Here is a 23,048-nt window from a genome sequence, read left to right on the forward strand (position 1 = left end):
CTACCAGAAAAATTTTACGCCTCGGCCCGGAGATAGTGACCTGCCTTTTACTTCTCCACGAGGGTCAGGACATCGTACGTTGCGACGATCTCGTCGTTCTGGTTGGTGAGCACCGCATCCCAGGCCACCTCGCCGTACTCGTCGGTCTCACGGGGTGTGATCTTCTTGGCCGTCAGGGTCACCCGGATGGAATCCCCCGCAGCCACAGGCGTGATGAAGCGCAGGTTCTCCAGCCCATAGTTGGCCAGGACAGGACCCGGCGCCGGCTCCACGAACAGTCCGGCACCCCAGGCCAGCAACAGGTAGCCGTGCGCCACAATGCCGGGGAAGAACGGGTTGGCTTCCGCGGCCTCCTGGTTGGTGTGGGCGTAGAAGGTGTCGCCGGTGGAGTTGGCGAAGGCAGTGATGTCCTCCAGGGTGACCTGGCGCAGATCCGAGCGGATGGCATCACCAATGAGCAGGGTTTCCAGCGACTTCCGGAACGGGTGAGTCCCTTCCGTCTCAACCGTGAAATTCCGGTCGGCCCCGGCGTGCCAGACACCCGTGACGGCGGTGAGCATGTTGGGTGAGCCCTGGATTGCTGTGCGCTGCATGTGGTGCATGACCGAGCGGATGCCGCCCAGTTCCTCGCCGCCCCCTGCCCGGCCGGGGCCACCGTGGACCAGGTGCGGGACCGGTGAGCCGTGGCCGGTGGAGCTGCGGGCGTCCTCACGGTTGAGCATGAGGACCCGGCCGTGGTGGGCCGCGATGCCCATCACCAGTTCCTGGGCCACCTTAGGATCGTTGGTGCATACAGAGGCCACGAGCGAGCCGCTGCCGCGGGCGGCGAGGCGGACGGCGTCGGGAATGTCCTTGTACCCAATGACCGACGAAACCGGGCCGAACGCCTCCAGCGAGTGGACTTCTTCCGCCTCGGAGTCCGGCCAGTTGAGCAGGACCGGCGCCATAAAGGCGCCGCCCTCCACAACCCCGGTATCACCGTTGGCAGTGGTGACCGACGGCGAATCAAGGGTTCCGTACGCAAGCTCACCGCCGGCGTCGAGCATTGACTGGACGGCGGCACGGACGTCCGCGAGCTGTTCGACCGAGGCGAGGGCGCCCATGGTGACGCCGTCAGCCCGGGGGTCGCCCAGGACAACACGTTCGGAGAGGCGCCGGCCGATGGCCGCGGACACCGCTGGAACCAGCTCCTGCGGCACGATGGCGCGGCGGATGGCAGTGCACTTCTGCCCGGCCTTGGCCGTCATTTCGGTCACGACTGACTTGACGAACGCGTCGAACTCCGGCGTGCCCTCCACTGCGTCCGGGCCCAGGATGGCGGCGTTCAGGGAGTCCGTTTCGGAGGTGAAGCGGACGCCGCCCTGGACCACGTTCGGGTGCGATTTCAGGGACAGGGCGGTGGAGGCCGAGCCTGTGAAGGCCACCAGGTCGCGGTAGTCCAGCACGTCCAGGAGCCCGCGGACCGAGCCGGAAATGAGCTGCAGCGAGCCCTTCGGCAGGATGTTGGATTCGACGATCGCCTTGACCACGGCGGCAGCCACGTATCCGGTGGGGGTGGCCGGTTTGACGATGGTGGGAACGCCGGCGATGAAAGCAGGTGCGAACTTTTCGAGCATGCCCCAGACCGGGAAGTTGAAGGCGTTGATCTGCACGGCCACACCCGGGATGCGGGTGTAGATGTGCTCACCGGCGAAGGAGCCGTCCTTGGACAGCACCTCCAGCGGCCCGTCCACCACCACCTGCGAGTTGGGCAGTTCACGCCGACCCTTGGACCCGAAGGTGAACAGGACGCCGATGCCGCCGTCGATGTCGATCAGGTTGTCCACCTTGGTGGCACCGGTCTGGGCCGAGAAGGCGTAGAAGTGTTCACGCCGCGCATGAAGATACTGCGCCAGCTCCTTGAGCTTGAGGGCGCGCTGGTGGAAGGTGAACTGGCCCAGTTCCGCCTGGCCCGTGGTGCGGCCGTATTCAACCACGGCGGCCAGGTCCAGGCCGTCCGTGCTGACCTTGGCCAGGATTTCGCCCGTGCTTGCATCTCGCACAGGGACAGCGTTGGCCGTGGAGCCGGCGTCGGGCGTCCACCAGGCATCCTGCACAAAACTGGGGACTGTCTCTACGGTGTCGACTGTGGCTTCGGCTGTGGCAGTGGTGGTCATCGTTGACGGGTCCTTCCGGAACGGGGGCAAACAAAGGCGGCCAGGTATTACTGACCGTCCGTTCGGTAATATGACTACAGTACATGAATGTACCGTGCTGCACACTAGGAGTTCAGCTATTCCCGCCCGCCCCGAAGGAGAGCTCATGACCGCCGAGCCCACAGATACCGCCCCCTCCCAGAATTCTGCCGACGCCGACCTGTGGAAAATCACCCTCGGCGAACTGGACGAAAAAATGGGCGTCAAGATCGTGGAGGAGTCCATCCAGCGCGTGGTGGCCACCATGCCGGTGGAGGGCAACAGACAGTCGTTCGGGCTGTTGCATGGCGGTGCATCCCTGGCGGTGGGAGAGGCCGTGGGTTCGTGGGCTGCCGTCATCCACGCGGGCACGCTGGGCAAGACCGCCGTGGGCGTGGACGTTTCGGCAACCCATCATCGGTCCGCGAGGGAAGGCACGATCACCATCACGGCCACACCGATCTACCTTGGCGGGACCCTCACCACGCACGAGGTCCTGATCACCAACGAGGCCGGCGAGCGTCTCTGCACGCTTCGCATCACCAACCTGCTCCTCGACCGGAAGGTCTAGGCCCGGAAGGTGCGGGCCGAAGGGTCCAGGCTGCCCACCCATAGGCCGCGATGCTCTATCAGATAGAGTCCCCAAAGTGGGTCTGAAGCGACTCGAAGTGATAGCTCAACGGGTGGCGGGAGGGCGCTGCTTCTTTCGCCGCATGCCGAGGACAAGGAAAAGGCTGCCGACGGCGATGGCACCAGCAGCGACGCTTGCTGCGGCGATGATTCCATCCGCCCCGGTATCAGCCAGGTTTGCGTAGCCTCCGACGGCGGTGCGGTCACCTGCGGGGAGAACGGCATCGTTGGGAGGTGGAGACGCGGAGGCCGTTGGCTTGGCCGGACTTGGTGCCGGCGCGGGGGCCGGACCGGGGGCAGCGGCCGGCGGTGGGGCCGGCGCGGGAGCGACCGGTGTGGGAGCGACCGGTGTGGGGGCCGCGAACTCAAAGCTGCCGGCTCCCGAGGCGCTGTAGCCGTTCCTTGTCTCTGCTGTGAAGCGCAAGGGGCCGGCCGTGTCAGGTGCGGTGAAAGTCCAGTGACCGGCCGCGTCCAGCGGGACGTCGAACGGGGCTTGTCCGGGGAGCGTGATCCTGACAGTGGACCCTGCTGCGACAGCGGAGGCAGGGGCCGCGGATACCTGCCCGGTCACTGTCTGGCCAGGCTTGACTGTTCCACCGGGCGCGGGGGAAACCACCAGCGGCTTGTTGAGGAAAAGCTCCAGCTGGTAGCCGGGCAGCACGGCCAGGGCGTCATCCAGGGTGGCCGCCACGGCGAAGTTCTGCACGTTGCCGAACTCGTCCGGAACGTCTCCGGCGCTGTGCGTGCCTACGGCGTAGTTGCCGCTGACCCAGGGTCCGCCGGAGTCGCCGCCGCTGGACTGGACACCAAAAGAGAGGAAGCCGTTGAAGGCCCGAAGGTCCGTAGGGTCCGCAGCGAATCCCGGCCCGGGCACCACATAGATGCCCACTTCGTCGATGGTTCCGCAGGACCAGGCCGATGACCGTCCCGACCGGCAGACCGGCTGGCCTTCCACAGGCGCCGCCGTGCCGATGATTTTCACGTCCGGTCCGGGTTCGGAAGAATGTCCCCACGTACTGGCGGCGGGTGCGGGGTCCAGGCCAGGGCGGATGGACTCGATGACCGCAATGTCCGTTCCCACATTCCCTGGCTTGTCCGGATCGGCAGTGTTGCCGTCAATCCCGGTTATGGCGCTGTTGCCGGGACCGCCGAACTGGTTGAATCCGAAGGTCCCCAGCAGGCCGATGGGATTCGCCTGGTATTCCAGGGTGGCTTTGTCTACGGAGCCGTCGTCCGAGCAGTGCCCGGCAGTGAGGACCGCTGGAAGGCCGGCGGGGTCAAAAGCCGAAAACCCGGTGGAGCATATCTGCCCGTTGTCCGCGAAGTAGCCCTGGCCGCCCAGAACCTCCGCCGCCTCGGGAACCAGCTCCGCACCGGCGTCGAGCTCCACATTCGCATACCTGGCCACGAATGCCTCCGCGGACATCTTCGTCCCGCCGCGTTGGGCAGCAGGCCCCCTGGCGGCCTGTAATTCCTGCTCAACAGATTCGGAGGCGGTGGCTCCCCCTGTACGGATGACAAACCTGCCGCGGGAGTAGGCCACAGCTTGGAGGTCCTCCGGCCCCACCTCACTGACATAGGCCTGGAACAGCTGCTGGGTGCTGGCGGCAAGCTCACTCCCGCGGACAGGAGCGGCGGCCTCACTCTCACGGGAAGCGGCAGTCTGGTTTGGGGTGGCCTGGTCTGCGGTGGCCTGGTGTGCCGTGGCCGGCTCCCCTGCGGCAGGCGTCTCGAGCAGCAGGGCAGGGATGCTTCCGGACAGCCCGGCCACCTTCGCCTCCAGCTCCGGGCCCTGGCCTGTAACCAGGATCCGGGTGTCCTGCAGCCGGATTCCAACGTACCCGGGGACGTCCCGGAGTGCCGAAGCCGCTTGGGCCGCCTGCTTGCCCAGCTCTCCGGCAGCGTTGAACTGCTCAGGACTGAGGCCAAGGTCGCGCAGGACGGCCTCGGCGAGGCCGTCCTCGCTGATTCCCGTGCCTGCCGCCGTCGGGCTCTCAGTCCTCGCGGGAGCCGAAGCTGCCGGCACCGGATCAGGCGGCAAAGTAGTGGCGACCGCGGGAACCGCCCCGAACGTCGCAGCCATGGCGAGGCCTGCCACCCCTCCCCAGGCAAGAGTGGGGACAGGCCTCCGCTTCAACGCTTTACCTGATGCCGTCGGGCTACTCATCGGCACGGCTTTTACAGCACCGTTCACAGCGCCACCCGGCTGCCCAACACAGACCGGACCGCGGCCAGTTCAGCCGGGGTCAGGCCGTGTCGGAGCAGGAAGGACGAGGTCTCGAGGGTACGCACAACGTCCACAACCGCTCGGCCACGCTCCGAGAGTATCGGCGCCAGCTCGGCCTCCTCGATATAGCGCTCCCTGTCATGCGGCGGCCCGTGCGTGCGGTAGCGCTCATTGATGCCCCGCGCAGCCTGCTCGTAGCCGCCGGCGATCTGCTTGTCCGAGTCCCCGGCCAGATCCTGCAGCATGGCCGCCACCATTCCGCTGCGGTCCCGCCCGGCAGCACAATGGATCACCACACCGCCCGCTGGCGCGGATGTGGCAATGGCGCGGAAGATGGCCACAAACTTCTCCGGATAGAGGCGAACGTTGTGGAGGTAGTGCGCAGGATCCTTGATGTAAGGTCCGCACACTGAAGTCAGCCGCGGATCGTCCGGATCCTCAGTGGGGGTGGACACCACGGCGAGTCCGGACCAGGCAGTTTCAGCTATCACGGGGTCGGTGTCCCGGCGGCGCGCTTCATGGGAGTTCCGGAGGTCAATGACCGTGCGGACGCCTTCGTCGTACGCCTGCCGCCAACCCGCCTCCGTGAGCCATTCGCGGCGGCCCATCCGGTAAACGCTGCCCGCCACGTGCCAGGCATTCACGGCGCCGTCCCAGTCCACCGCCCCGCCAGGTTTCTCCATCCGGACAGCTAACCACAAGCCCGCAGCGCCCGCATATCAAAAACAGGTAGTGCCGGCAGGAAATTAGGTACTCGGAGCCGGTGACCCGGACCCTTGTCAGGCGTACGGTGGCACATACCCTCACCCGCACTTTGATCAACTTTAGGGGACACAATGGCACACTCAACAGGACGACGGCGGCTCCCGGCTTTTGCCGCTGGCCTCGCCACCGCGGCCATGGCACTAGGCTTCACGGCCATTCCTGCGGGCGCAGCGCCGCCGGTTCCGGATGTCGACCTCGTGGCGGTCGGCGACTCTTACACGGCCGGTGTTGGGGCCGGGGACTACACACGGCCTTTCCCTTGCCCCCAGACAAGCACCGGCTATGTAGATCTGCTGAGAGCTCTGCCCATTATTGACGACGTTGCCAGCAATGAAGCGTGCGGTGGAGCGCTCCTGGTCGACAGTCCATCCGTCGTACCCAGCGTAATGGAGCAGATCGCGGCCCTCGCCGCCGCCGAAGGACTGTCCGGCCGGACCGAACTGGTCACATTGACTGCGGGGGCGAATGACCTTGACTTCACCACACCCTTGGCTATCTGCGCAACGTCCACGCTCTTTGACTGCGCCCAGGCTGTACAAGCAGCTCGCACCAAGTTTCCTGTCATTCAAGCCAACCTTGTGGAAGCGCTGATCGCAATCCATAAGGCCGCCCCGCGCGCCAAAATTGTGGTGTTTGGTTACCCGCTCCTTTTTGATCCCGAAGGCGGGCTGACGCTGCTGCCCCCAGAGGCACAAATGCTGGTCAACGCAGGCACGGCAGCCCTTAACGAGGCGATCTCCGACGCTGTGGCTATCGCCAACGCTGAGGCAAAGGCTAACGCTGTGTACGTCGACGTCACGGAGGAGTTCGCCGATCACGCCATTAACTCCCTCACCGCAGAATCGTGGATCAACTTCAATCCTCAGGTCCCATTTGCCCCGGAGAATTTCCACCCCAACCCGGCCGGACACGACGCTTACGCCGACGCCCTTGTCGCTGCGGTAAACCTCCAGGCGCTCGCCCGGCGTTAACCCACTGCGCCAACGCGGCCGCCAGGCAGCCTACCGCTGCCTGGCGAGCCGGAACTCCAACCCGGCGCGGACCATGGGCCACTCGTGCTCCAGGATTGAAAACACCACGGTGTCCCGGAGCACGCCGTCCGTGGTCCGCGAATGGTTGCGCAGCACACCGTCCTGCTTTGCGCCCAGCCGGGCAATGGCGTCCCGGGACTGGTGGTTGAGCCAGTGCGTCCGGAATTCAACCGCTGGGCAGCCCAGCACCTCGAAGGCGTGGCGCAGGAGCAGCAGCTTGGAGTCCGGGTTGGTACCGGTGCCCTGGACCGACGCCGCGTTCCAGGTGGAGCCGATCTCCACCCGGGGCGTACCGGCGTCGATGTTCATGTAGGTGGTCATGCCGATGATCCTGCCAGGGCCGCCCGTAGCAGGATCGATCAGCCGCGTGGTGAACGGCAACATGGATCCCTGGTCCTGAAGCCCGAGGCGCCGGCTGATCTCCGCCGCCATCCCGTCGGGCGTGGGGACCGAGGTGTACCAGAGCTTCCAGAGCTCGCCGTCCCGCGCTGCCGCCACGAGGCCGTCGTGATGCGCGTGGTTGAGGGGTTCCAGGATGACGTACTGCCCGGTCAAGGTGATGGGTTCGATGGAGGTCACCGCACCAGCCTAGGCCTGGACCTTGCCATCCCGTTAAGCTGATACATGTCCCATCAGGAGGCTCCGGCGTTTCCTGGTGGCCCCACGGCGCGCCTAGCGAGGGAGTTAACATGACAGGGCCAAATCCGGACCCACTGGAAAACAACATCTCCGGCCTGGAGCCCGGCGGCGGCGTTCCCCCGGGAGAAACCCCGCCCGGCGAGTCTTCCACCGCCGGCCCTCAGGGCCACGACGAACACGGCACCCGGAAAGTCACGCAGTACTTTTGGATCGGCGTCATCGCAGTGGTGGTCCTGCTGGCCCTGCTGTTTTTCGTCGGCTACCTTGTGGGGCTGCTCCCCCGCCTGACGTGAGCGGCACCCGCTACCCGGTCCAGTCGAAGAAGCCCTTGCCGCTCTTGCGGCCCAGTTCGCCCCTGGCCACCTTGTCCCGGAGAATCTGCGGCGGGGCAAACCGCTCACCGAGGGTGGAGTGCAGGTACTCGGCGATGCCCAGGCGCACATCCAGGCCCACAATATCCGTGGTCCTCAGCGGGCCGGTGGGGTGCTTGTAGCCCAGGACCATCGCAGCGTCGATGTCCTCAGCGGACGCCACCCCCTCCTCCACCATGCGCATGGCCTCCAGCGCGATGGCCACGCCCAGACGGGAGGACGCGAACCCCGGGGCGTCATTGACGACGACGGCGGTCTTGCCGAGTGCCTCAACCCACTTTTTTGCCGCAGCCGCCAAGTCCGGGGACGTCTGCTCGCCCAGCACCACCTCAATCAGGGTGGAGGCGGGCACCGGGTTGAAGAAGTGCAGGCCGAGGAAATTCCGCGGCCGCTTCAGCTCGCCGGCCAGGCCGTTGACGGACAGCGAGGACGTGTTGGAAGCGAGGTAGGCATCTTCACCGAGCCGCTCCTCAATCCCCCGCAGCGAGGTGACCTTAAGGTCCCAGTCCTCAGGTACGGCCTCCACCACTAACTGGCGGTCAGCGAAATCGTCATAGTCCACCGTGACCGCAAGCCGGGAAGCCATCTCCTCCAGGTTGCCGTCCGTGGTTCCGCGTTCGATGCTTGCGGCAGCCGCCGCTTCCACCCTCTCCTGTGCGGCCTGGGCTGACTCTTCGTCGCGCTCCACCACCACCACGTTGGCACCCTTGATCAGGAAGGCGTGCGCGATGCCGGCGCCCATGCGGCCGCCGCCCAGCACGCCCACGGACGCGGGTAAACCTGGGGCAAGTTCAGAGTTGGCCATCAGTTCTTCTTTCCGTCAGCCTGGTTCGCGGCTTCCTGGGCTTTCTTGTCAGCCTTCCGGTCCAGGAAAGCCTGCATCCGGTCAAACTTCGCCGGGGATTCAAACAGGATTCCCTGCGCCAGCTGATCCACCAGCGGGTGCGCCTCGGCCGGTGCATGGAACACTGTCTTGGTGATGCGCACCGCGAGCGGATCCTGGCGGCCAATCCTGTCCGCAAGGTTGTGCGCAGCCTCCATCAGGAGGGGCGCCTCGTGGATCTCCGTGATCAGGTGAAGCGCCAGCGCCTCCTCGGCACGGAGCACCAGCCCAGCCAACAGGATCTGCTTGGCCACCGGCTCCCCCACCAGTTCCCTGAGCCGCCAGCTTGCACCTGCCGCGGCCAGGATCCCCAGTCCCGTTTCCGGGTTGCCGATCCGGACGCTGGGGGTGCCGATCCGGAAATCAGCAGCGTAGGCGAGCTCGGCGCCGCCGCCCAGGCAGTAGCCGTCAAGCGCGGCGATGACAGGCATGGGAAGCTTGGCGATCCGCACAAAAAGCGTGGAGTTGATGCCCTGGAGGGCGTCGTCCCGGCGCCGTTCGCGCAGCTGGGAGATGTCCGCGCCCGAGGCAAATACACCGTCCACGCCGGCGATGATGAGCACCCGGGGATTCTGCTCCAGCGCCGCGCAGACCACGTGCAGCTCATCCACCATCTGCTGGTCGATGGCGTTCCTGACGTCCGGGCGGTTGAGCAGCACCACCACCCGGTCATCCCGCTCCTCGACCAGCAGGGTGCTGAAGTGTTCATTCGCGAGGTCCCGCGCGTCCGCCATCAGACCCGCTCCAGCAGCATTGCGGTGCCTTGCCCCACGCCGATGCACATGGTGGCCAGTCCGATCCCGGCATCCTCGCGTTCCATCCGGCCCAGCAGGGTAATGGCGATCCTGGATCCGCTCGAACCCAGCGGATGGCCCAAAGCGATGGCCCCGCCGTCGTTATTCACCATGTCCGGGTCCAGGCCCAGCCGGCGGATGCAGGCCAGCGACTGGGTGGCAAAGGCTTCATTAAGCTCGACGGCGCCGAGGTCACCGACGCTGATGCCCGTGCGCTTGAGTACCTTCTGGGTTGCCGGGACCGGGCCGATGCCCATGATTTCCGGTTCGCAGCCCGCGGAGGCGCCGTCGATGATGCGGGCCCGGGGCGTCAGCCCCAGCCGTTCGATGGCGGCCTCGGACGCGACGATGATGGCGGAGGCGCCGTCGTTGAGGCTGGAGGAGTTGCCTGCGGTCACCACGGAGCCGCCGTTCGCTACCGGTTTAAGGTTTGCCAAGACGTCCATGGTGGTTCCGGCCCTGGGCCCTTCGTCCGTGTCCACCACGTGTTCGGACTTGCGGCTCTTGACCGTGACCGGGACGATCTCATCCTTAAACCGGCCAGCCTCGATGGCGGCGAGGGAACGTTCGTGGGAGCGGACGGCGAAGGCGTCTGCGTCGTCCCGGGAGATGCTGTCCACTCGGGCCACTTCCTCCGCGGTTTCCGGCATGGAGTAAGTCATTTTCCCGTCCCGGGACAGCTCGCCGTGCTGGAACTGCGGGTTGGCGAAGCGCCAGCCAATGGAAGTGTCGAAGATCTGGCCCGGCTTGGCGAAGGCGCTTGTTGGCTTTTCCTGCACCCAGGGCGCACGGCTCATGGACTCGACGCCCCCTGCGATGACAACGTCCGCGGCGCCTGCTTTGATCATCTGGCTGGCCTGAATAATGGCGCTGAGGCCGGACGCGCACAGCCTGTTCACCGTGATGCCGGGAATATGGACGGGCAACCCTGCCAGGAGCGTGGCCATCCGGGCCACGTTCCGGTTTTCCTCCCCGGCCCCGTTGGCGTTGCCGAGGATGACCTCGTCGATGCTGTCCGGATCGAGCCCGGCGCGCGCCACTGCCTCCCGGATGACCAGGGCGGCGAGGTCATCGGGGCGGACCGACGAGAGGGCGCCCCCGTAACGGCCCACCGGTGTCCGGACACCGCCAACAAGAAAAGCCTGTGGTCCTGCGGTACCTGCAGCCATGGAAACACCCTTCACACGATAAACGGCTCTGTCATCATCTGCTTGCAAACGGACAGGCAGCAGGACGAATCCACTTACCGACCGTTCGTTCTGTAAAGACTACACTGTGGCGGCAAGGGCAACCAAGAGCCCGCCCCCTCCCCGGAGTTTTTGTCCATTTGTGGCGGGCAAAAGTGCCTTTTGCCCGCCACAAATGGACAAAAATTCTAAAGGGGGAAGGCTGTTAGAGGACCACAACGCCCAGGTGGCCGGCCAGAAGCGGGGCAAGAAGGCTGAGCTGGTAGTCGTCGATCACCATGCCGGCCATGCTCCCCAGGCCGTTGACTGTGCGGAAATCCGTGCCGCGAAGGTCCACGTCCTTGAGCTTGGCTCCGCCTATATCCAATGTGCCGATAGTGCAGTCCTTGAGCACCACCCTGGTGGCGGAGGCTGAGCCGAGATCAAGCTCATTGATGATGCAGCCCGTAATCAGGACATCCATCAATTTGGAGCCCCGGAGGTTCAGGAAGTCCAGCTTGCCGCCGTCGATCCGGACGGACTGCCAGCCGCTCTCATACATCTCAGCGGAACCCAGGCGGGGGTTGGTGATCTGCACGTCCCGCCAGGTGGAGCGGGCCGCCTTGAACACCGGCGCGTAGAGCTCGGCCAGGAGGCAGTCCTTGAAGGTGGCCCCGCGGAGCTGCGCGTCATTGAAGGAGACGCCCTGGAACTCACATTCGGCGAAGTCAGTGCCGCTCAGTTCCAAACCGTCAGCCGCGGCGCGGCTGTACCGGACGCCGTCGTACCTTTCGCCCCGCTGGAAGTCCGGCGCGGGGTCCTCCGCCAGCCCTTCGAGGTGGATTTCCGAAAGCCGTGGAGGTGTTACCTTGGGCGCTTTGGCCGCCACTACAGGGATTCCGCCTTGGCAGCGATTTCCGCCAAATCCTTGGCCAGCGCCTTCCGGGTCATCTGCATGCCGAGCTTACCGAAAAGGGCCATAGTGATCCGGCTGAGCAGGCCGGGCTTGACCACCTCGGCGCCGAAGGTCAGGGTGAGGTCGGTTCCGTCGCCGCGTTCCGCCAGGTTGAAGCGCGTGGTGTAGTCGGCGCCGTTCTGCATGGCCTTGACCGTGGTGCTGCGCGGCGGATCAGCCTGCGCCACCCACATCTCCACCGTTTCCGACTTCCCCATCATGGTGCGGGTTTCCTTCCAGCGGGTCCCTTCGCCATAGGGTCCGTCGCTGAGCATCTGTACCGACTGGACGCCGGACAGGGTTCCCGCCGAGCCCGGAATGTCCGAAATGACGGACCAGACCTTATCCGGCGAAGCGTGGATGTGCTGGGTGAGGCTGGTGCTGTGATCCATGCTTCGAGCCTAGCCCCAGCCCCGGACATTCAACAGACGTTCCATACAGGGTCCACGGGGACGCTCAGGTGGGGGCTTGAAATAGTAAGCATGCTTCGTGTTATGGTGAAAAGGCATTGTTTGATCAATCGGAAACGAAAGGTGGCCGACACCATGGGCCTCGGAGACAAGATCAGTAACGCAGCAGAAGACATGGGCGGCAAGGCCAAGGAAGCGGCTGGCAAAGCCACCGACAACGATCGCCTCAAGGCAGAAGGCCAGGCCGATCAGGTCAAGGCCGATGCGAAGAAGGTCGGCGAGGACGTCAAGGACGAATTCAAGAGGGACTAGTCCCCACCGCCGCTCCCCCGCGGCGCCGCACTACCTGGCAACGGGGCAGCGGCCCACAGACGAACGACGGCGGAATCCCATGGGGGATCCGCCGCCGTTCTTTTTTGTAACCTGTTCCTTGGTGGATCGCAGCGGCTTATGGCGTTGTTTTGTCACCACTATTGGGCGCCGCCTTCAGTCCTCGTCAGATGGCCTCGCTGCTGCCAAAACATGGCGCCAAAAGGCGGTGACCGGCCCCGCCGGGCGTATCCTGTTTGCACACTGATTGGGGGAATCACGATGAACCAGGATGCCGACGTTGCGCCAGCGGTTGAGGACGGCGGTTCATTGGAGTTCGTGCGCGCCCATGCGTGGGAAGTTAAACACAAGCTCGAGCAGAACCCGGATGAGATGGTGCACTTCGTCTGTTGCCGTGACCTGGACTGGCGGAAAGCTCTCTGCGGGTATGAGGAGCCCGAGATGACGCTCGCACCGCAGGCCACTGTCTTCTGCACGATGTGTGTTGAGGTCATGACAGCAAAGGGGGGTCTCCCCTGGGACGGAAATTGCCCGGTCGACGACCAGCCCTGCCCTGATGAAGAGGAAATAGACAGAATGATCGACGAGCGGACTTCCCGGTAGCGCGCGCAGGGCCTCTGATCCCTGTCCTTGCGCTTAAGAACCGTGCTGCAGACCGAAACTCCCCACCCACAATTTAACAAGCTGGTCGTTTTTGACCTCACCAGAGTCGCGCGTGGTGAGAGGTCTCTGCTGCTCCCGGAAGCGTCAGGCGGCTAACTGCGCTGACCGGACGCCGAGGGGCGGAGAGATAGAAAACGCGCAGGAGTCACCTGTCATAGCGCCGGGGCCGGTGGTGGTTCGAAGGTTTGCTCCGGGGAACAACAATCCTTGTGACCGAGGAGGAAACTTCCAGAGGCCTCCCACTAGTCGACGTGAACACCCTTTAGGAACATCCCCGCAGGGCTTCATGTTTCGAGCACGTCCCTCGGCCGGATCAGGCATCGTTGACCTGTAGGTCACATCCGGAGACCATGTGCTTATGAGACGGCTGTTTGCGTCTGCTGTGACGCTTGTCCTACTTCTGGGTGGCTGCTCGGGAGTTCCAGAACCCTTGGTCTCGGGAACACCGGCCAGCCCCGGATCTTCGGCGACTTCTCCGGACGGGCCGGTCGGCACCGCCCCGGAGGTAACGATTCCCCCTGAGGGAGTAGGCCCGGGCACCGGTCGTCCGGATGATTCCGGGCGCTATGCCTATGTGTGCACGAGTTTGTATCCCGTGCCGGATGTGAAGCTCTCCAGCCTGGCCGAGGTGTGGGCATCGCCGGGTTATCTCAGGCTGCGTTCCTGCACGGCACTCTACGAGGGCCCCGAACCATATGTACCAACAGAGGGTGAGGCCGGCATCATTGCGATCGCCGCTCCAGGGACACCTCCAGCCGAGGGGCTGGAGGTGTTCCTGTCCGCACTTGAGCTCTGCACGAGGGTCAGCGATGAGGTTGCATCCGAAGTGTTTGGAGGCAGCAGCCGCCAATTGCTCCTTGCGGCAAGCAAACTCTGCCCGAAGGCCCCACAAGGTAAAATACTAGCCCTGTGGGCTGAGGGGTCCCGGGCCGGCGACGGGGAGCACCACGTGGGTGACACTGGACTTTCTTCCGGTACGTTTCATCTGAGCAAGGCCCCGCCCCAGGAATGCACCTGGACCATCGAGGCCCCGGACGGCCATATTAGGACCTCTGGTGGCCCAGCCGAAGGGCAAGAGGGCATAACGTTGGCCGAAGGCGAGGTCCTGAACAGCGAAGCCTGCGGAATCTGGGAGAAACTCCCTTGATGGCAGGCAGCCACAGCGGCGCAGCAGCTCAGCAGCTCAAGCCCATAGCCGCAACTGACGTCCCGTCAGCAGAAGGACAAACACAAGCTCCCCTTCAAACCCTCCCGTGGGAGGCAAAGAGGCCGGAGCTGCGCCGTCCAGCCTCGCTACCAAAGGGTCATGGGTCAAAATGAACAATGATGCTGGTATCGCCGGAGACCGTTGCGACGACGGAGGCGGCCAGGTCGCGTAGTTTCACGTTTCTGGAACTGGCAGCGCGGAGGAGAATCTTGAAAGCCGTGTCATGGTCACAGCGGTTCTGGCCCATCACCACTCCCAGTGCTGAATCAATGACCGTTCTATGTTCAAGTGCTGCGTACAGGTCCTGTACGGTTTCCGTTAGCTTGCTGATCCGCAGGGCAGATCGGAGCACCCTTGAGGCCTGCTCTGCGAATACCTCGGCGGCATAGATGTCCTGGGGCGAGAAAGCACCTGATGTGACGGCAGTTAGGCTCATGACTGCCCGGTTTGGGCCTTCCACTTCCAGGGGGATGCTCAGGCAGGATCTGATGCCTCGTTCGGTGGCGGATCTAGCAAGGCGGGGCCAGCGGTGATCGCCGGTTAGGTCGGAGGCATGGACCGTGCGTTGCTCGGTCATGGCTGTCTGGTTTGGCCCTTGTTTGAGGTTGTCCTCCAATTGGTTCAGTGACCGGGCCAAGGGCCCACTTGAGGCCTCTATTGGATGCTTTTTCGGGCGACTGATTGTTATGGAGCAGACGGCGTCGGGGCTGTCGCAGTTCACCGTGTTTGCCGCAACGGCGGTGAGGCTTTCCACGAAATCCTCGAGTTTTCCGTTGTTCAGAATGAGGTCCTCCAGTTCCATAGCCAAATCCGGTTTCGGTATGGCCGTGACCGTGGTCTTTCTGCGGTGGTCCTTGCTCGGCCCAGTACGGGCGCAATCGGGGAGTTCGGTGATTGCAGCTACGGCGGCGTGTTTGTCGGCGAATGGTCCGGATACGGCGAAGACGCTGCCATCGGGTGCGAGGAGCTGGAAACGTATCTGGAACTGATGATCGGTGAAGACTTCGGTATGTCCGGCCATGATGGCCATCCTCCTTGCAGGGTCAAGATCGAGGTCCTGAGCTGTCGGCGGGTAGAAATTAGGTTTTGGTAGGCGCATGGTCAGAGGTGCGTCAGGTCCCGGTGGCTCGCTGCCTCCATCACCTGACGGGGTGTCCGTGTCTGAACAGTTGATGCCCCACCTTTGTTGGCCTCGTCGGGGAACGGTGTCGTAGGCGAGTGGCGGCAGTTCGCAGTTGCACGATACGGATTGCGCCGGTGACTGCCACGAGGAGTCCGCCGACGACTGCGGCGATGGAAAGGGCGATGCCAAGGGGCACCGCGCCCGCGAGCCCGAAATACTGTACGTACACCTGTTCCTGGTTTTGCAGGATGAAGACAATTACGAGTCCCAGGAGTACAAGGACAGCGATGGTGGCCGTCCATACAAGAGCGGCGCGGGTGGGGTGCGGCGGGTCTGCGTTGGTGCCGTTGGAGGGCGTGCGCGGGCCGACCGCCGGTTGCCGTGCCGGCGGTGGAGGGATGGAAGTTCGAGGAGTTAGCGGATTTGTTTGCATGTTGCCACCTTCCTTTCAGGTTTCATGGTGTGTCTCCTCTGTCCCTGTTTGAAGTTCGAGGCCTTTGATGAACCAGTGTGCGCCGGCCATCATCAGCAGGAACCCTACGGCGCCGATGATGATGAGTTCTGTTGCGATGCCCACAATGACAAGGGCGAATCCGGCTACCAGCGTGAGGATTCCGCGGACCATCGTGGTGGCCTCCCGAGGGTGGTGCCCGGGCGCTCCGGTCTGCAGTGTCCGCTCCAGATCCGGGTCGCTGGAAGCCAGCTCCTGTTCGAGCATTTCAAGGCGTTTTCGTTCTTCCTCTGACAGTGCCATGGATTCCTCGCTAAGTTCTTGGGTCAGGCGGGGTGGGAAATCAGCCTTGGGCACGCGGATGTGATGTGACGATTTTTGAGTGCTCGGTGCATGGCTGTTTCCGGTGTCCGGCAACAAGCGCCCAAGGAGACTCCTGCGGATTAGTCGCTCCGTTGATCAAATCTGAATCCACACGCGCACCGGTAAGTGTGCAGCCCGCGGTCGTTCTTTGCTGTGGCTCGGTCGCCCGGCAGGGCGGGATGAACGATGATCAGTTCCATGTCCTGGCCACAGTGGATGTGGGAGGTCAGCATGCGGCGCAGTTGCGGATCCTCGGAAGGTCTCCCGCCTCCGGCGCCCTTTAGTCGTTCCTTCCGGCGTGCACGACGAGCTGGTCGGGAAAGCTGTGGATGGCCCATTTTGACGGCTCCCCTAGCTCAGTTCAGCGAGGCGAGAAGTTCGGCGCAGGCCCGCTCACACCGGCGGCAGGCTTCGGCAGAAAGCTCGCAGTGGCGGTGCATGGAGGCATGCCGCCCGCATTCGTCGGCACAGGCCTTACAGGCTGCGCGGCACGCTTCGAGCACCGAGCGGGTGGTGTCGGTGTCAAAGCCCGCTTGGCGGGAGAGGATCTTGCCGGCGGTGGCACAGATGTCAACACAGTCGAGGTTGGTGCGGATGCATTTGGTGAGTTCGGCGACCATGTCTTCATTGAGGCAGGCATCGGCGCAAGCGGTGCAGGTTTGCGCGCAATCAAAGCACGCCTGGATACATTCAGCGAGCTTGGTCCTGTCGACGCTTCCGAGGTCTTTCGGGCGTGCTTCCAGCATGGACTGTACGTGTGTCATTGCAGTCTCTTTCCAGGTGTAAAACAGCAGGGGTTGACGAGGTTGAACGGCGAACCGTTCTACGTCCTGCTGATGGAAAGCTCGACCACGGTAAGCGCCGGCAGGTCCGGCTCCGGAGGCGCTGCACCATTGAGCAACGCGTCACCGGGCTGTTGGTAAGTCACGATCGGCGGGTCCAGGGCACCAGTCCTCATAGGGGCTGGTTCTCCGCGGGGCGCATGGCGGCGCTGGCAGCAGTCCTTTTCGACGTCTTCAGTCCCCAGTGATGGCGCGGCCAGGTGTACGGCACGCGTTGCCTGAGAGGTCCATAGTGAAGTATCAGCGGGACTGGCTGCGGGTTCCGCTTGCGGCGGCACTTCCTTGGGACCCAGATCGTCTGCTGTCTGAACCGGGCCGTATCCGGGAACGATAGCGTACCGGCTGCCGTGGGTATAGGACGCGGCTCCCGTCAGGAGAAGGGTCAGAAGGAGCCACACGAATAGGCTTCGCAGCGAAAGGGGGCTGCGAAGCATTCCCAGTGAGGACCAGTTCAGCGCGGCCATCTCCGAGTCCCGGTATGTGCCATTTAAATAGCCTAGCTACGGGCGCTCGTCTCATGGTCACGCATGTATCACTTTTAGGCTTCAACTTTAAGGACGCGCAGGATAAAGCGGACGGCTTCCTGATCTCCAATGAAAAGAAATACTTCCAGCTGTAGTGAGAGTGCTTCAAACATGAGCTCCTGCTTCCTGCCACGGCACGCCCGGTGCCATGCGGCCGGCGCCCATTGCCCCTTGGTGCAGCTAACCCAAGGGGAAATACTAAGCGTACTGTCAGTGACGATGTCCCCGTCCTTGATACTGGCGAATTCTCTATCGAAGGAGCTTGAAGCGTATGTGGTTTGATTCCTGGCCGGAGATTCTCCGTGTCCTGATCATCGGCTCGGTGTCGTATGCCGCCTTGGTGGCGGGCCTGCGGGTCACTGGCAAAAGGACACTGGGGCAGCTGAACGCGTTCGACTTCATCGTGACAGTCGCCTTCGGATCCACGCTGGCGACAATCCTGCTCAATTCCGAAGTCGCGTTCCTCGAGGGGTTTACGGCACTCGCGCTGCTGGTGGGCCTTCAGTTTCTCGTGGCGTGGGTGTCCGCGCATGTTCCTGGGGCCAGATCAGCTGTGACGTCACGACCAGTGGCACTGGTTGTGTCCGGGGAACTTCAGCATGCCCAACTGCGCAGGAACCGCCTCAGCCAATCCGAGGTCCTGCAGGCGGTCCGGGCCACCGGTTCGGGTGACCTCTCGAACGTTGCAGCGGTGATACTGGAGACCAACGGGACCATCAGCGTCATTCCCCGGAGCAAACTCGGCAACGGATCCGCTCTTGATGGTGTCCAGGACGCTCCCGGGCCCGAACATCCATGAAAGACCACGAACGCCGGTCAGGCTCCACGGGTGCGTCTCTAGGAAGAGGCCGGCTTCGCCGTGCTGAAATACTGGCCCGGCGGCTGGATAAACCTATGGGAATCCTCGGCGTGATCTTCCTCTTCGTAGTACTCGGCCAGCTCGTGGCCAAAGAACCGGCCATGGTCAGTGCGTTTGCAGTCGCGGGTTGGTTGTTCTGGGCTGTGTTCGTTGCTGAATTTCTGTTGCGGGCCTACATTGCCGGCTTCAGTAAGGACTTTTGGCGGAAAAGCTGGTGGCAGGTCATCTTCCTGCTCGTACCGTTCCTGCGGTTCTTCCGGGCATTGCAGGCACTTCGGCTCTTCCGTATCGCCAGACTGGCCCGCTACGGCTCCATCCTTTCAGCCGGCGTCCGGGGTTCCCGGTCGGCTGGGCGGCTTTTGACCAGCAGGATCGGCTGGCTCACCGCCGTCACCGCGGTGGTCATCCTCGCCTCCAGCCAACTCCTCTACGCAACAGGTGAGCTCAGCTCCTACGCCCAGGCCCTGTACGAGTCGGCCATGGCTGCTATCACCGGTGACGGCATCACCGGGACCAGCACCTTCTCACGCATCATCCAGGTCCTGCTGGCCATCTACTCGGTGGCCGTCTTCGCCACGCTTGCAGGTACCCTCGGCGCCTTCTTCCTCCGGCAAAAAGAATGACGAGAAATCGCAAGATGGCCCCACGCCCTGATGCACGCACTTCAGGTGGCCCCTGGCTTGGAGCAGAGTTACGGGCGCGTCAACAATGACCCAACGCCATCACAGGTGCATAACACGGGGTTGTCAAGGCAGATCTGGCACGTAGCCTGATTAATAAGGCATTGCGGAACCGGCACCGGAACCGAATGCGAGCAGGATGCAGAACCTGCTATCCCCCCAACGGGACCCGTGAGATATCCGGGACCAACCCCTTGCAAGATGGGCGCACCGGCGCAGCCGATGGCTTGGCAGACGCATCACCACCTGCCTTTATTCGGCAGTGGCCGCAAGCAGTAGCCGGCCTCAACCAACACGCGGTTGTGTTCTTGTGCGCCGCACGGGAGGAGCAACACCATGCCAGATGAAAAAAGGTAGAACTAAGGAAACTCAGCGACACCGCCCAAACAGTAGACCTTGTACAGCTACTACGGCTATGCGCCCTACTGGACGCCAGGTTACGTCTACCCGGCCTACCCTTTCGTGCCCCGCTAGCACCAAGAGTTGCGGCCGGGACGGGCCCTGCCCCCCGGGCGCCAATGACAGGGCAGGAAATCCCACGCCGGCAGGGACGTCCGGCCGGAAACCAGTAAAAGGAAGTGATTGTGATGGCACTGAAAAGCAAAGCAGGCGTACTGATCGCAGGATCTGCCCTGGTGGCAGGCCTCCTCACAGGTTGCGGGGAAGAAACAGTGGTCGAAGAAGCCCAGGAAGCGGGACCGACCGCGGAGGCGGCCATTCTGGGCGAGACCGTCACCGTGCAAATAGAGGTCCAAGACGTGGCCGGCCCCAACGCCTTCACCGTAGGCGACGCGCTGGAGGAAGGCACTCTGGTCCTGGGCAAGGGAATCAGCGAAGGTCTGGAAGAGGGTAACAAAGTACAAATTACCGGCACTGTCCGCAGCTTTATAAAAGCCGAAGTGGAAAAGGACTACGACATCGATTTCAACGACGATGAAGATAGTTTCGTGGTCGAATACGAACAGGACCTCGCCGTCGTGGCCGACAAGGTTCGGGAACTTCCCGAATAAGCAAACCTCCGGAACCGTCTATCACGCCTGCAAACAAAAGGCAGCCAGAGGCTCTTCACTCCTTTGGCTGCCTTTCAGTGGCCGATCAAGCCGCTGTCGCGAAAAACTGGCAGCCCAACAGGCCTCCCCGTTCTCTTCCCCACAGCCCCTATTGCTTAGAACCCATGCTCCGCGATCAGTGCAATTCCTCTGGAAGGACACCATTGTGAATAACGCAAGAAGTGCTCTCGCGGCGGTGTTGTCGCCGTGTGTTTGTAAGCCATTCGCAGACCCGGATCCAGATCCCGCCACCAAAGCCGTAGGCAACACCGTTTGTCCTGTTGCTCTCCTAGGTGAAGGGATGGATTTCTCTTGGCGTCTTCCATTCGGCGTCCGACGCTTGGTCCGTGTGCGCTCGATGAGGTTTCGCTGCCATTACCCCGCTGATCCCACTGGCCGGTGCCTGCCGACTAATCTGGAGGCCGGTCAGTCCCGCCGTTGATCGAAGGTGAACCCGCACGTGCACGCGTCATCGCGTAGGCTCTGTTTGAGAGCCCAGACGGATGTGGTCAGGAGTTTCAATGAGCCGGTTCAAGTTCGTTGCATCCATACCTCAGCCGCTGAAGACCCTCTATATCCTGTTCTTCATTGCCTTTGCTGCCGCTCTTGTCTCGATTCCGCTCGGCGTCCCGGATATCGCACGCTGGTCATTCGCGGCCCTCGGTATCGTGGCCGTCCTTCTCGGACTCTGCTTAGCCAGCAACCTCAATGGCTCCGCTTCTGCAACGGCAAACTATCTGAAGAGATCCAAACGGATGGGCATCGATTACTCAAGAACCTTTTTGGCCAGTACCGGATATGCCAGATTTTTCGGCGGATTCTTCGCACTCGTCGGGCTGATTTTGACAGTCGTAGCGTTCACCCGATCCGGCATCATCTGATGTCCTCGGGCAGAACGTCTCGCAGTCCCCTTGAGCGCCGACATCGAGGCGTTGGCTTGCTGGGAGTATCCGAACACATATCAGTCTTATCTGGCTGTTGGAATCGGAAGATTCAGGGAGCATGCCGAGCAACTGCTGGAAGACGCCCTGATCAGGGCCTTCGGCAGCGAACGTCCAAGTAACGTACGTGCCCGCCTCGTGGAAGGATACGCACGGATGATACTTATCGAGGCCAGCAAGGAAGCCGATCTTCTAGTACTCGGACCCAGAGGGCACGGCGCGTTCGCTGGGTTGCTACTCGGGTCGGTAACCTCAGCATGCATCGCCCACGCTTACTGTCCCGTTCTTGTCGCCCACGGACGCGCCGCTACAACGGGCCCGTGACCCGCGAATCATCCTGATTCAAGTCCACTGTCGACGAGGGCGCCGCTACCGGAACTGTCCGTTATCAGGGCCAACAGAATTTGGTTCGGCGGGATTTCCGGTGCTGTCTGTTGTCAGAACAGCCCGGCTTTCCGCTGGTGGCGTCGGGATTTGAGTTGGAGTATCCGGGCTGTCCCGGCCGCCGCCACCAGCAGGCCACCGCCTGCGGCAGCGATAAGGAGAGCGAGGCCCGATGCGATGGTGGCTTTGAGCCCGAACAGTGTGATGGTTAAGTCTTCCTGATTCTGGACGATGAAAGCGATAAGCAGAACCAATAGGATTAGTGAAGTTATTGTCGCGCTCCAGGCCATCCCCGCGCCGCTGGCGGCAGCCTGGTCGCGCATTTGTTTTCCTTTGCTCACTGTTCCTCCTCCAGAAATCCGCAGGGTTCTTTCCCGGGCCACGCCACTTGGCGTATTCCGCCAGGGGAAGGATCGGCTCTTCAGATGCGGCTCGTTACTATTGGGCTTCGACGCCGGAGGCGACGATGTAGGAATCTCCCTGCCACTGCTGGTTCAGGGATTCATCCAAATCAATCCCGGTTTCCTTTTCAACTTCAGCTACATTGAAGCCCCGGTAGACGATCCCGGTGACTTTGACTCTGGATTCAGGCCGCACGTCAGCGAGATCGGTTTCATGGACTATGAGAAGGTCGTCGACCAAGGGTTGCCCGGGATCGCTGATAGAGAAAGCTGAAGGGGAGATGATGTCATTTACTACGCCGGGCACTGTGACTCGCTTGTACTCCAGATTGGCATCCGGGACGACTTCCCTGATGGCATCAAGGTGAACATCTTCTATCTCAGTTGCTGCCTCCGGCTCTGAGGTGCCGCAGCTGCCAATAGCAGAGGCAGCCGCAACTACGGCCACTGCCACTGCCGTCATTCTGAGGAGCGGGCCTGCTCGCCAGGTCCGTGCCCTGTCCGTTGGATTCTCGGCTGTCTTTCCCATCTCTCCTCCTTGTTCCTAAGGTGCAGTGCTCAGACGCAGTTAGCGGGTTCCTTGCCTCGAACTTGCCAGGGCCCCGGTCGCTGTACGCCCGATCTTGGACTCCCTTGGGACGGTTGGTGCCGATTCAGCCGCTGAGAAATAGAAGGGCGGCTGGCATCAGCGGAAACGGTGAGGGTAGCCGCCATAGACGTAGCCTGGGCTCCAGTACGGGGAAAAGCCGTAGTAGCCGTACACGCTTTCGTAATAGGACCTGTCATCGGCCAATGCCGGGTCATACTCGGGTGCTCCGGCAATCTGCTCCCGGGTCCGGTCAACAACGACTTCCTCGTCATGGATGTTGCTCAGCGCGTCTACAGGAATGAACGTTTTCTCCTTTCCGATGCCGAGGAACCCTCCGGAGGCAACAATGAGGAATCTGACCTTTTGCTCCCTTACATCGACCAGGAGTTCTTCGACCTTGCCGATTTCCTCACCTGACGTTGTCCGGACGGTGTATCCCCGTATGTCTTCTTCCGCCCCTGCGACGGTTTTGCCGGTGTCACCGAGTTTCACCAGTTCAGTTGTATTTTCTTCCATCAGGGTTCTCCTTTCGTTCTTTGCGGGCCAACGACCCTACCGAGAAAAAGGGCTGGCGGTCCTGCCTTCTAACATGGTGAA

27 protein-coding genes are annotated in these 23,048 nt (G+C 62.8%); 10 read left to right on the forward strand and 17 right to left on the reverse strand.

The features are described 5' to 3' along the window. Nucleotides 1–47 precede the first annotated feature (47 nt). Entirely contained in the window at nucleotides 48–2,156 is a 2,109-nt protein-coding gene (gene paaZ, locus M1E17_RS18420; RefSeq protein ID WP_457963371.1) for a phenylacetic acid degradation bifunctional protein PaaZ, read from the reverse strand. 145 nt (nucleotides 2,157–2,301) lie between these two features. Here paaZ and M1E17_RS18425 point away from each other — a divergent pair, with 145 nt between their 5' ends. Beyond that, nucleotides 2,302–2,745, forward strand: coding sequence for a PaaI family thioesterase (locus tag M1E17_RS18425; RefSeq protein WP_457963372.1), 444 nt, complete (start codon nucleotides 2,302–2,304; stop codon nucleotides 2,743–2,745). A 105-nt stretch (nucleotides 2,746–2,850) separates the two neighbouring features. Here M1E17_RS18425 and M1E17_RS18430 read toward each other — a convergent pair whose 3' ends face one another. Beyond that, the gene (locus M1E17_RS18430) at nucleotides 2,851–4,971 is read right to left on the reverse strand and encodes a S1 family peptidase (protein ID WP_457963373.1); all 2,121 of its coding nucleotides are present in this window, start codon (nucleotides 4,969–4,971) and stop codon (nucleotides 2,851–2,853) included. 23 nt (nucleotides 4,972–4,994) lie between these two features. Continuing rightward, nucleotides 4,995–5,714 carry a tyrosine-protein phosphatase gene (locus tag M1E17_RS18435; RefSeq protein WP_457963374.1) on the reverse strand — a complete coding sequence of 240 codons (720 nt, stop codon included), beginning with the start codon at nucleotides 5,712–5,714 and terminating at the stop codon, nucleotides 4,995–4,997. A gap of 153 nt (nucleotides 5,715–5,867) precedes the next feature. On the opposite strand from M1E17_RS18435, the gene M1E17_RS18440 reads away from it, so the two are divergent. Beyond that, nucleotides 5,868–6,767, forward strand: a complete 900-nt coding sequence (locus M1E17_RS18440; protein WP_457963375.1) for an SGNH/GDSL hydrolase family protein — start codon at nucleotides 5,868–5,870, stop codon at nucleotides 6,765–6,767. 30 nt (nucleotides 6,768–6,797) lie between these two features. Here M1E17_RS18440 and M1E17_RS18445 read toward each other — a convergent pair whose 3' ends face one another. Continuing rightward, entirely contained in the window at nucleotides 6,798–7,406 is a 609-nt protein-coding gene (locus M1E17_RS18445) for a GNAT family N-acetyltransferase (protein ID WP_457963376.1), read from the reverse strand. Between the two features lie 110 nt (nucleotides 7,407–7,516). On the opposite strand from M1E17_RS18445, the gene M1E17_RS18450 reads away from it, so the two are divergent. After that, nucleotides 7,517–7,759 (forward strand): DUF6480 family protein, encoded by a 243-nt coding sequence (locus M1E17_RS18450; RefSeq protein ID WP_457963377.1) that lies wholly within the window; start codon nucleotides 7,517–7,519, stop codon nucleotides 7,757–7,759. A 10-nt stretch (nucleotides 7,760–7,769) separates the two neighbouring features. On the opposite strand, the gene M1E17_RS18455 is transcribed toward M1E17_RS18450, so the two are convergent. The 5 genes from M1E17_RS18455 to M1E17_RS18475 form a co-directional block, all read right to left on the reverse strand. Further along, the gene (locus M1E17_RS18455; RefSeq protein WP_457963378.1) at nucleotides 7,770–8,642 is read right to left on the reverse strand and encodes a 3-hydroxyacyl-CoA dehydrogenase family protein; all 873 of its coding nucleotides are present in this window, start codon (nucleotides 8,640–8,642) and stop codon (nucleotides 7,770–7,772) included. After that, nucleotides 8,642–9,454 carry an enoyl-CoA hydratase/isomerase family protein gene (locus M1E17_RS18460; RefSeq protein ID WP_457963379.1) on the reverse strand — a complete coding sequence of 271 codons (813 nt, stop codon included), beginning with the start codon at nucleotides 9,452–9,454 and terminating at the stop codon, nucleotides 8,642–8,644. Before M1E17_RS18460 ends, M1E17_RS18455 begins: the two co-directional genes overlap by 1 nt. Further along, nucleotides 9,454–10,683 (reverse strand): thiolase family protein, encoded by a 1,230-nt coding sequence (locus M1E17_RS18465; RefSeq protein ID WP_457963380.1) that lies wholly within the window; start codon nucleotides 10,681–10,683, stop codon nucleotides 9,454–9,456. Before M1E17_RS18465 ends, M1E17_RS18460 begins: the two co-directional genes overlap by 1 nt. A 223-nt stretch (nucleotides 10,684–10,906) precedes the next feature. After that, complete coding sequence (locus tag M1E17_RS18470) at nucleotides 10,907–11,569, reverse strand: pentapeptide repeat-containing protein (protein ID WP_457963381.1); 663 nt, start codon at nucleotides 11,567–11,569, stop codon at nucleotides 10,907–10,909. Further along, entirely contained in the window at nucleotides 11,569–12,027 is a 459-nt protein-coding gene (locus M1E17_RS18475) for an SRPBCC family protein (RefSeq protein ID WP_457963382.1), read from the reverse strand. Before M1E17_RS18475 ends, M1E17_RS18470 begins: the two co-directional genes overlap by 1 nt. Nucleotides 12,028–12,180: 153 nt before the next feature. On the opposite strand from M1E17_RS18475, the gene M1E17_RS18480 reads away from it, so the two are divergent. Continuing rightward, nucleotides 12,181–12,357 (forward strand): CsbD family protein, encoded by a 177-nt coding sequence (locus M1E17_RS18480; protein ID WP_267279287.1) that lies wholly within the window; start codon nucleotides 12,181–12,183, stop codon nucleotides 12,355–12,357. Between the two features lie 279 nt (nucleotides 12,358–12,636). After that, nucleotides 12,637–12,978: a hypothetical protein gene (locus M1E17_RS18485; RefSeq protein ID WP_457963383.1), complete on the forward strand. Its 342-nt coding sequence runs from the start codon at nucleotides 12,637–12,639 to the stop codon at nucleotides 12,976–12,978. Nucleotides 12,979–14,342: 1,364 nt separating this feature from the next. Here M1E17_RS18485 and M1E17_RS18490 read toward each other — a convergent pair. The 5 genes from M1E17_RS18490 to M1E17_RS18510 form a co-directional block, all read right to left on the reverse strand. Beyond that, nucleotides 14,343–15,266 carry a GAF and ANTAR domain-containing protein gene (locus tag M1E17_RS18490; protein ID WP_457963384.1) on the reverse strand — a complete coding sequence of 308 codons (924 nt, stop codon included), beginning with the start codon at nucleotides 15,264–15,266 and terminating at the stop codon, nucleotides 14,343–14,345. 118 nt (nucleotides 15,267–15,384) lie between these two features. Next, complete coding sequence (locus M1E17_RS18495) at nucleotides 15,385–15,801, reverse strand: LapA family protein (RefSeq protein WP_457963385.1); 417 nt, start codon at nucleotides 15,799–15,801, stop codon at nucleotides 15,385–15,387. A 15-nt stretch (nucleotides 15,802–15,816) separates the two neighbouring features. Continuing rightward, nucleotides 15,817–16,122 (reverse strand): DUF3040 domain-containing protein, encoded by a 306-nt coding sequence (locus tag M1E17_RS18500; protein ID WP_457963386.1) that lies wholly within the window; start codon nucleotides 16,120–16,122, stop codon nucleotides 15,817–15,819. 416 nt (nucleotides 16,123–16,538) lie between these two features. After that, the gene (locus M1E17_RS18505; protein WP_457963387.1) at nucleotides 16,539–16,946 is read right to left on the reverse strand and encodes a four-helix bundle copper-binding protein; all 408 of its coding nucleotides are present in this window, start codon (nucleotides 16,944–16,946) and stop codon (nucleotides 16,539–16,541) included. Nucleotides 16,947–17,005: 59 nt separating this feature from the next. Continuing rightward, entirely contained in the window at nucleotides 17,006–17,488 is a 483-nt protein-coding gene (locus M1E17_RS18510; RefSeq protein WP_457963388.1) for a hypothetical protein, read from the reverse strand. 331 nt (nucleotides 17,489–17,819) lie between these two features. Between M1E17_RS18510 and M1E17_RS18515 the strand changes: the two genes are divergently transcribed. The 5 genes from M1E17_RS18515 to M1E17_RS18535 all read left to right on the forward strand — a co-directional run bounded on the left by M1E17_RS18515 (nucleotide 17,820) and on the right by M1E17_RS18535 (nucleotide 21,401). Next, complete coding sequence (locus M1E17_RS18515) at nucleotides 17,820–18,347, forward strand: DUF421 domain-containing protein (protein ID WP_457963389.1); 528 nt, start codon at nucleotides 17,820–17,822, stop codon at nucleotides 18,345–18,347. A 95-nt stretch (nucleotides 18,348–18,442) separates the two neighbouring features. Next, nucleotides 18,443–19,030 carry a hypothetical protein gene (locus M1E17_RS18520; protein ID WP_457963390.1) on the forward strand — a complete coding sequence of 196 codons (588 nt, stop codon included), beginning with the start codon at nucleotides 18,443–18,445 and terminating at the stop codon, nucleotides 19,028–19,030. Nucleotides 19,031–19,671: 641 nt separating this feature from the next. After that, nucleotides 19,672–20,097: a hypothetical protein gene (locus M1E17_RS18525; RefSeq protein ID WP_457963391.1), complete on the forward strand. Its 426-nt coding sequence runs from the start codon at nucleotides 19,672–19,674 to the stop codon at nucleotides 20,095–20,097. A gap of 560 nt (nucleotides 20,098–20,657) precedes the next feature. Beyond that, a complete protein-coding gene (locus tag M1E17_RS18530) occupies nucleotides 20,658–21,017 on the forward strand; it encodes a hypothetical protein (protein ID WP_457963392.1) in 360 nt (119 codons plus the stop codon). A gap of 51 nt (nucleotides 21,018–21,068) precedes the next feature. Next, the gene (locus tag M1E17_RS18535; RefSeq protein ID WP_457967830.1) at nucleotides 21,069–21,401 is read left to right on the forward strand and encodes a universal stress protein; all 333 of its coding nucleotides are present in this window, start codon (nucleotides 21,069–21,071) and stop codon (nucleotides 21,399–21,401) included. A gap of 113 nt (nucleotides 21,402–21,514) precedes the next feature. Here the strand turns inward: M1E17_RS18535 and M1E17_RS18540 are convergent, their stop codons facing one another. The 3 genes from M1E17_RS18540 to M1E17_RS18550 form a co-directional block, all read right to left on the reverse strand. Continuing rightward, nucleotides 21,515–21,802, reverse strand: coding sequence for a LapA family protein (locus M1E17_RS18540; protein ID WP_457963393.1), 288 nt, complete (start codon nucleotides 21,800–21,802; stop codon nucleotides 21,515–21,517). A gap of 97 nt (nucleotides 21,803–21,899) precedes the next feature. Then, on the reverse strand, nucleotides 21,900–22,391 hold the full coding sequence (locus tag M1E17_RS18545; protein WP_457963394.1) for a hypothetical protein: 492 nt from the start codon (nucleotides 22,389–22,391) through the stop codon (nucleotides 21,900–21,902). 156 nt (nucleotides 22,392–22,547) lie between these two features. Next, the gene (locus tag M1E17_RS18550; protein WP_457963395.1) at nucleotides 22,548–22,967 is read right to left on the reverse strand and encodes a PRC-barrel domain-containing protein; all 420 of its coding nucleotides are present in this window, start codon (nucleotides 22,965–22,967) and stop codon (nucleotides 22,548–22,550) included. Nucleotides 22,968–23,048 lie beyond the last annotated feature (81 nt).

Source organism: Arthrobacter sp. D1-29 (assembly GCF_054130585.1).

Coding starts and splice junctions, on each gene's coding strand:
- paaZ (WP_457963371.1), bottom strand. CDS start 2,156: ATGACCACCACTGCCACAGCCGAAGCCACAGTCGACACCGTAGAGACA.
- M1E17_RS18425 (WP_457963372.1), top strand. CDS start 2,302: ATGACCGCCGAGCCCACAGATACCGCCCCCTCCCAGAATTCTGCCGAC.
- M1E17_RS18430 (WP_457963373.1), bottom strand. CDS start 4,971: ATGAGTAGCCCGACGGCATCAGGTAAAGCGTTGAAGCGGAGGCCTGTC.
- M1E17_RS18435 (WP_457963374.1), bottom strand. CDS start 5,714: ATGGAGAAACCTGGCGGGGCGGTGGACTGGGACGGCGCCGTGAATGCC.
- M1E17_RS18440 (WP_457963375.1), top strand. CDS start 5,868: ATGGCACACTCAACAGGACGACGGCGGCTCCCGGCTTTTGCCGCTGGC.
- M1E17_RS18450 (WP_457963377.1), top strand. CDS start 7,517: ATGACAGGGCCAAATCCGGACCCACTGGAAAACAACATCTCCGGCCTG.
- M1E17_RS18455 (WP_457963378.1), bottom strand. CDS start 8,642: ATGGCCAACTCTGAACTTGCCCCAGGTTTACCCGCGTCCGTGGGCGTG.
- M1E17_RS18460 (WP_457963379.1), bottom strand. CDS start 9,454: ATGGCGGACGCGCGGGACCTCGCGAATGAACACTTCAGCACCCTGCTG.
- M1E17_RS18465 (WP_457963380.1), bottom strand. CDS start 10,683: ATGGCTGCAGGTACCGCAGGACCACAGGCTTTTCTTGTTGGCGGTGTC.
- M1E17_RS18475 (WP_457963382.1), bottom strand. CDS start 12,027: ATGGATCACAGCACCAGCCTCACCCAGCACATCCACGCTTCGCCGGAT.
- M1E17_RS18480 (WP_267279287.1), top strand. CDS start 12,181: ATGGGCCTCGGAGACAAGATCAGTAACGCAGCAGAAGACATGGGCGGC.
- M1E17_RS18485 (WP_457963383.1), top strand. CDS start 12,637: ATGAACCAGGATGCCGACGTTGCGCCAGCGGTTGAGGACGGCGGTTCA.
- M1E17_RS18490 (WP_457963384.1), bottom strand. CDS start 15,266: ATGGCCGGACATACCGAAGTCTTCACCGATCATCAGTTCCAGATACGT.
- M1E17_RS18495 (WP_457963385.1), bottom strand. CDS start 15,801: ATGCAAACAAATCCGCTAACTCCTCGAACTTCCATCCCTCCACCGCCG.
- M1E17_RS18500 (WP_457963386.1), bottom strand. CDS start 16,122: ATGGCACTGTCAGAGGAAGAACGAAAACGCCTTGAAATGCTCGAACAG.
- M1E17_RS18505 (WP_457963387.1), bottom strand. CDS start 16,946: ATGACACACGTACAGTCCATGCTGGAAGCACGCCCGAAAGACCTCGGA.
- M1E17_RS18510 (WP_457963388.1), bottom strand. CDS start 17,488: ATGGCCGCGCTGAACTGGTCCTCACTGGGAATGCTTCGCAGCCCCCTT.
- M1E17_RS18515 (WP_457963389.1), top strand. CDS start 17,820: ATGTGGTTTGATTCCTGGCCGGAGATTCTCCGTGTCCTGATCATCGGC.
- M1E17_RS18520 (WP_457963390.1), top strand. CDS start 18,443: ATGGGAATCCTCGGCGTGATCTTCCTCTTCGTAGTACTCGGCCAGCTC.
- M1E17_RS18530 (WP_457963392.1), top strand. CDS start 20,658: ATGAGCCGGTTCAAGTTCGTTGCATCCATACCTCAGCCGCTGAAGACC.
- M1E17_RS18545 (WP_457963394.1), bottom strand. CDS start 22,391: ATGGGAAAGACAGCCGAGAATCCAACGGACAGGGCACGGACCTGGCGA.
- M1E17_RS18550 (WP_457963395.1), bottom strand. CDS start 22,967: ATGGAAGAAAATACAACTGAACTGGTGAAACTCGGTGACACCGGCAAA.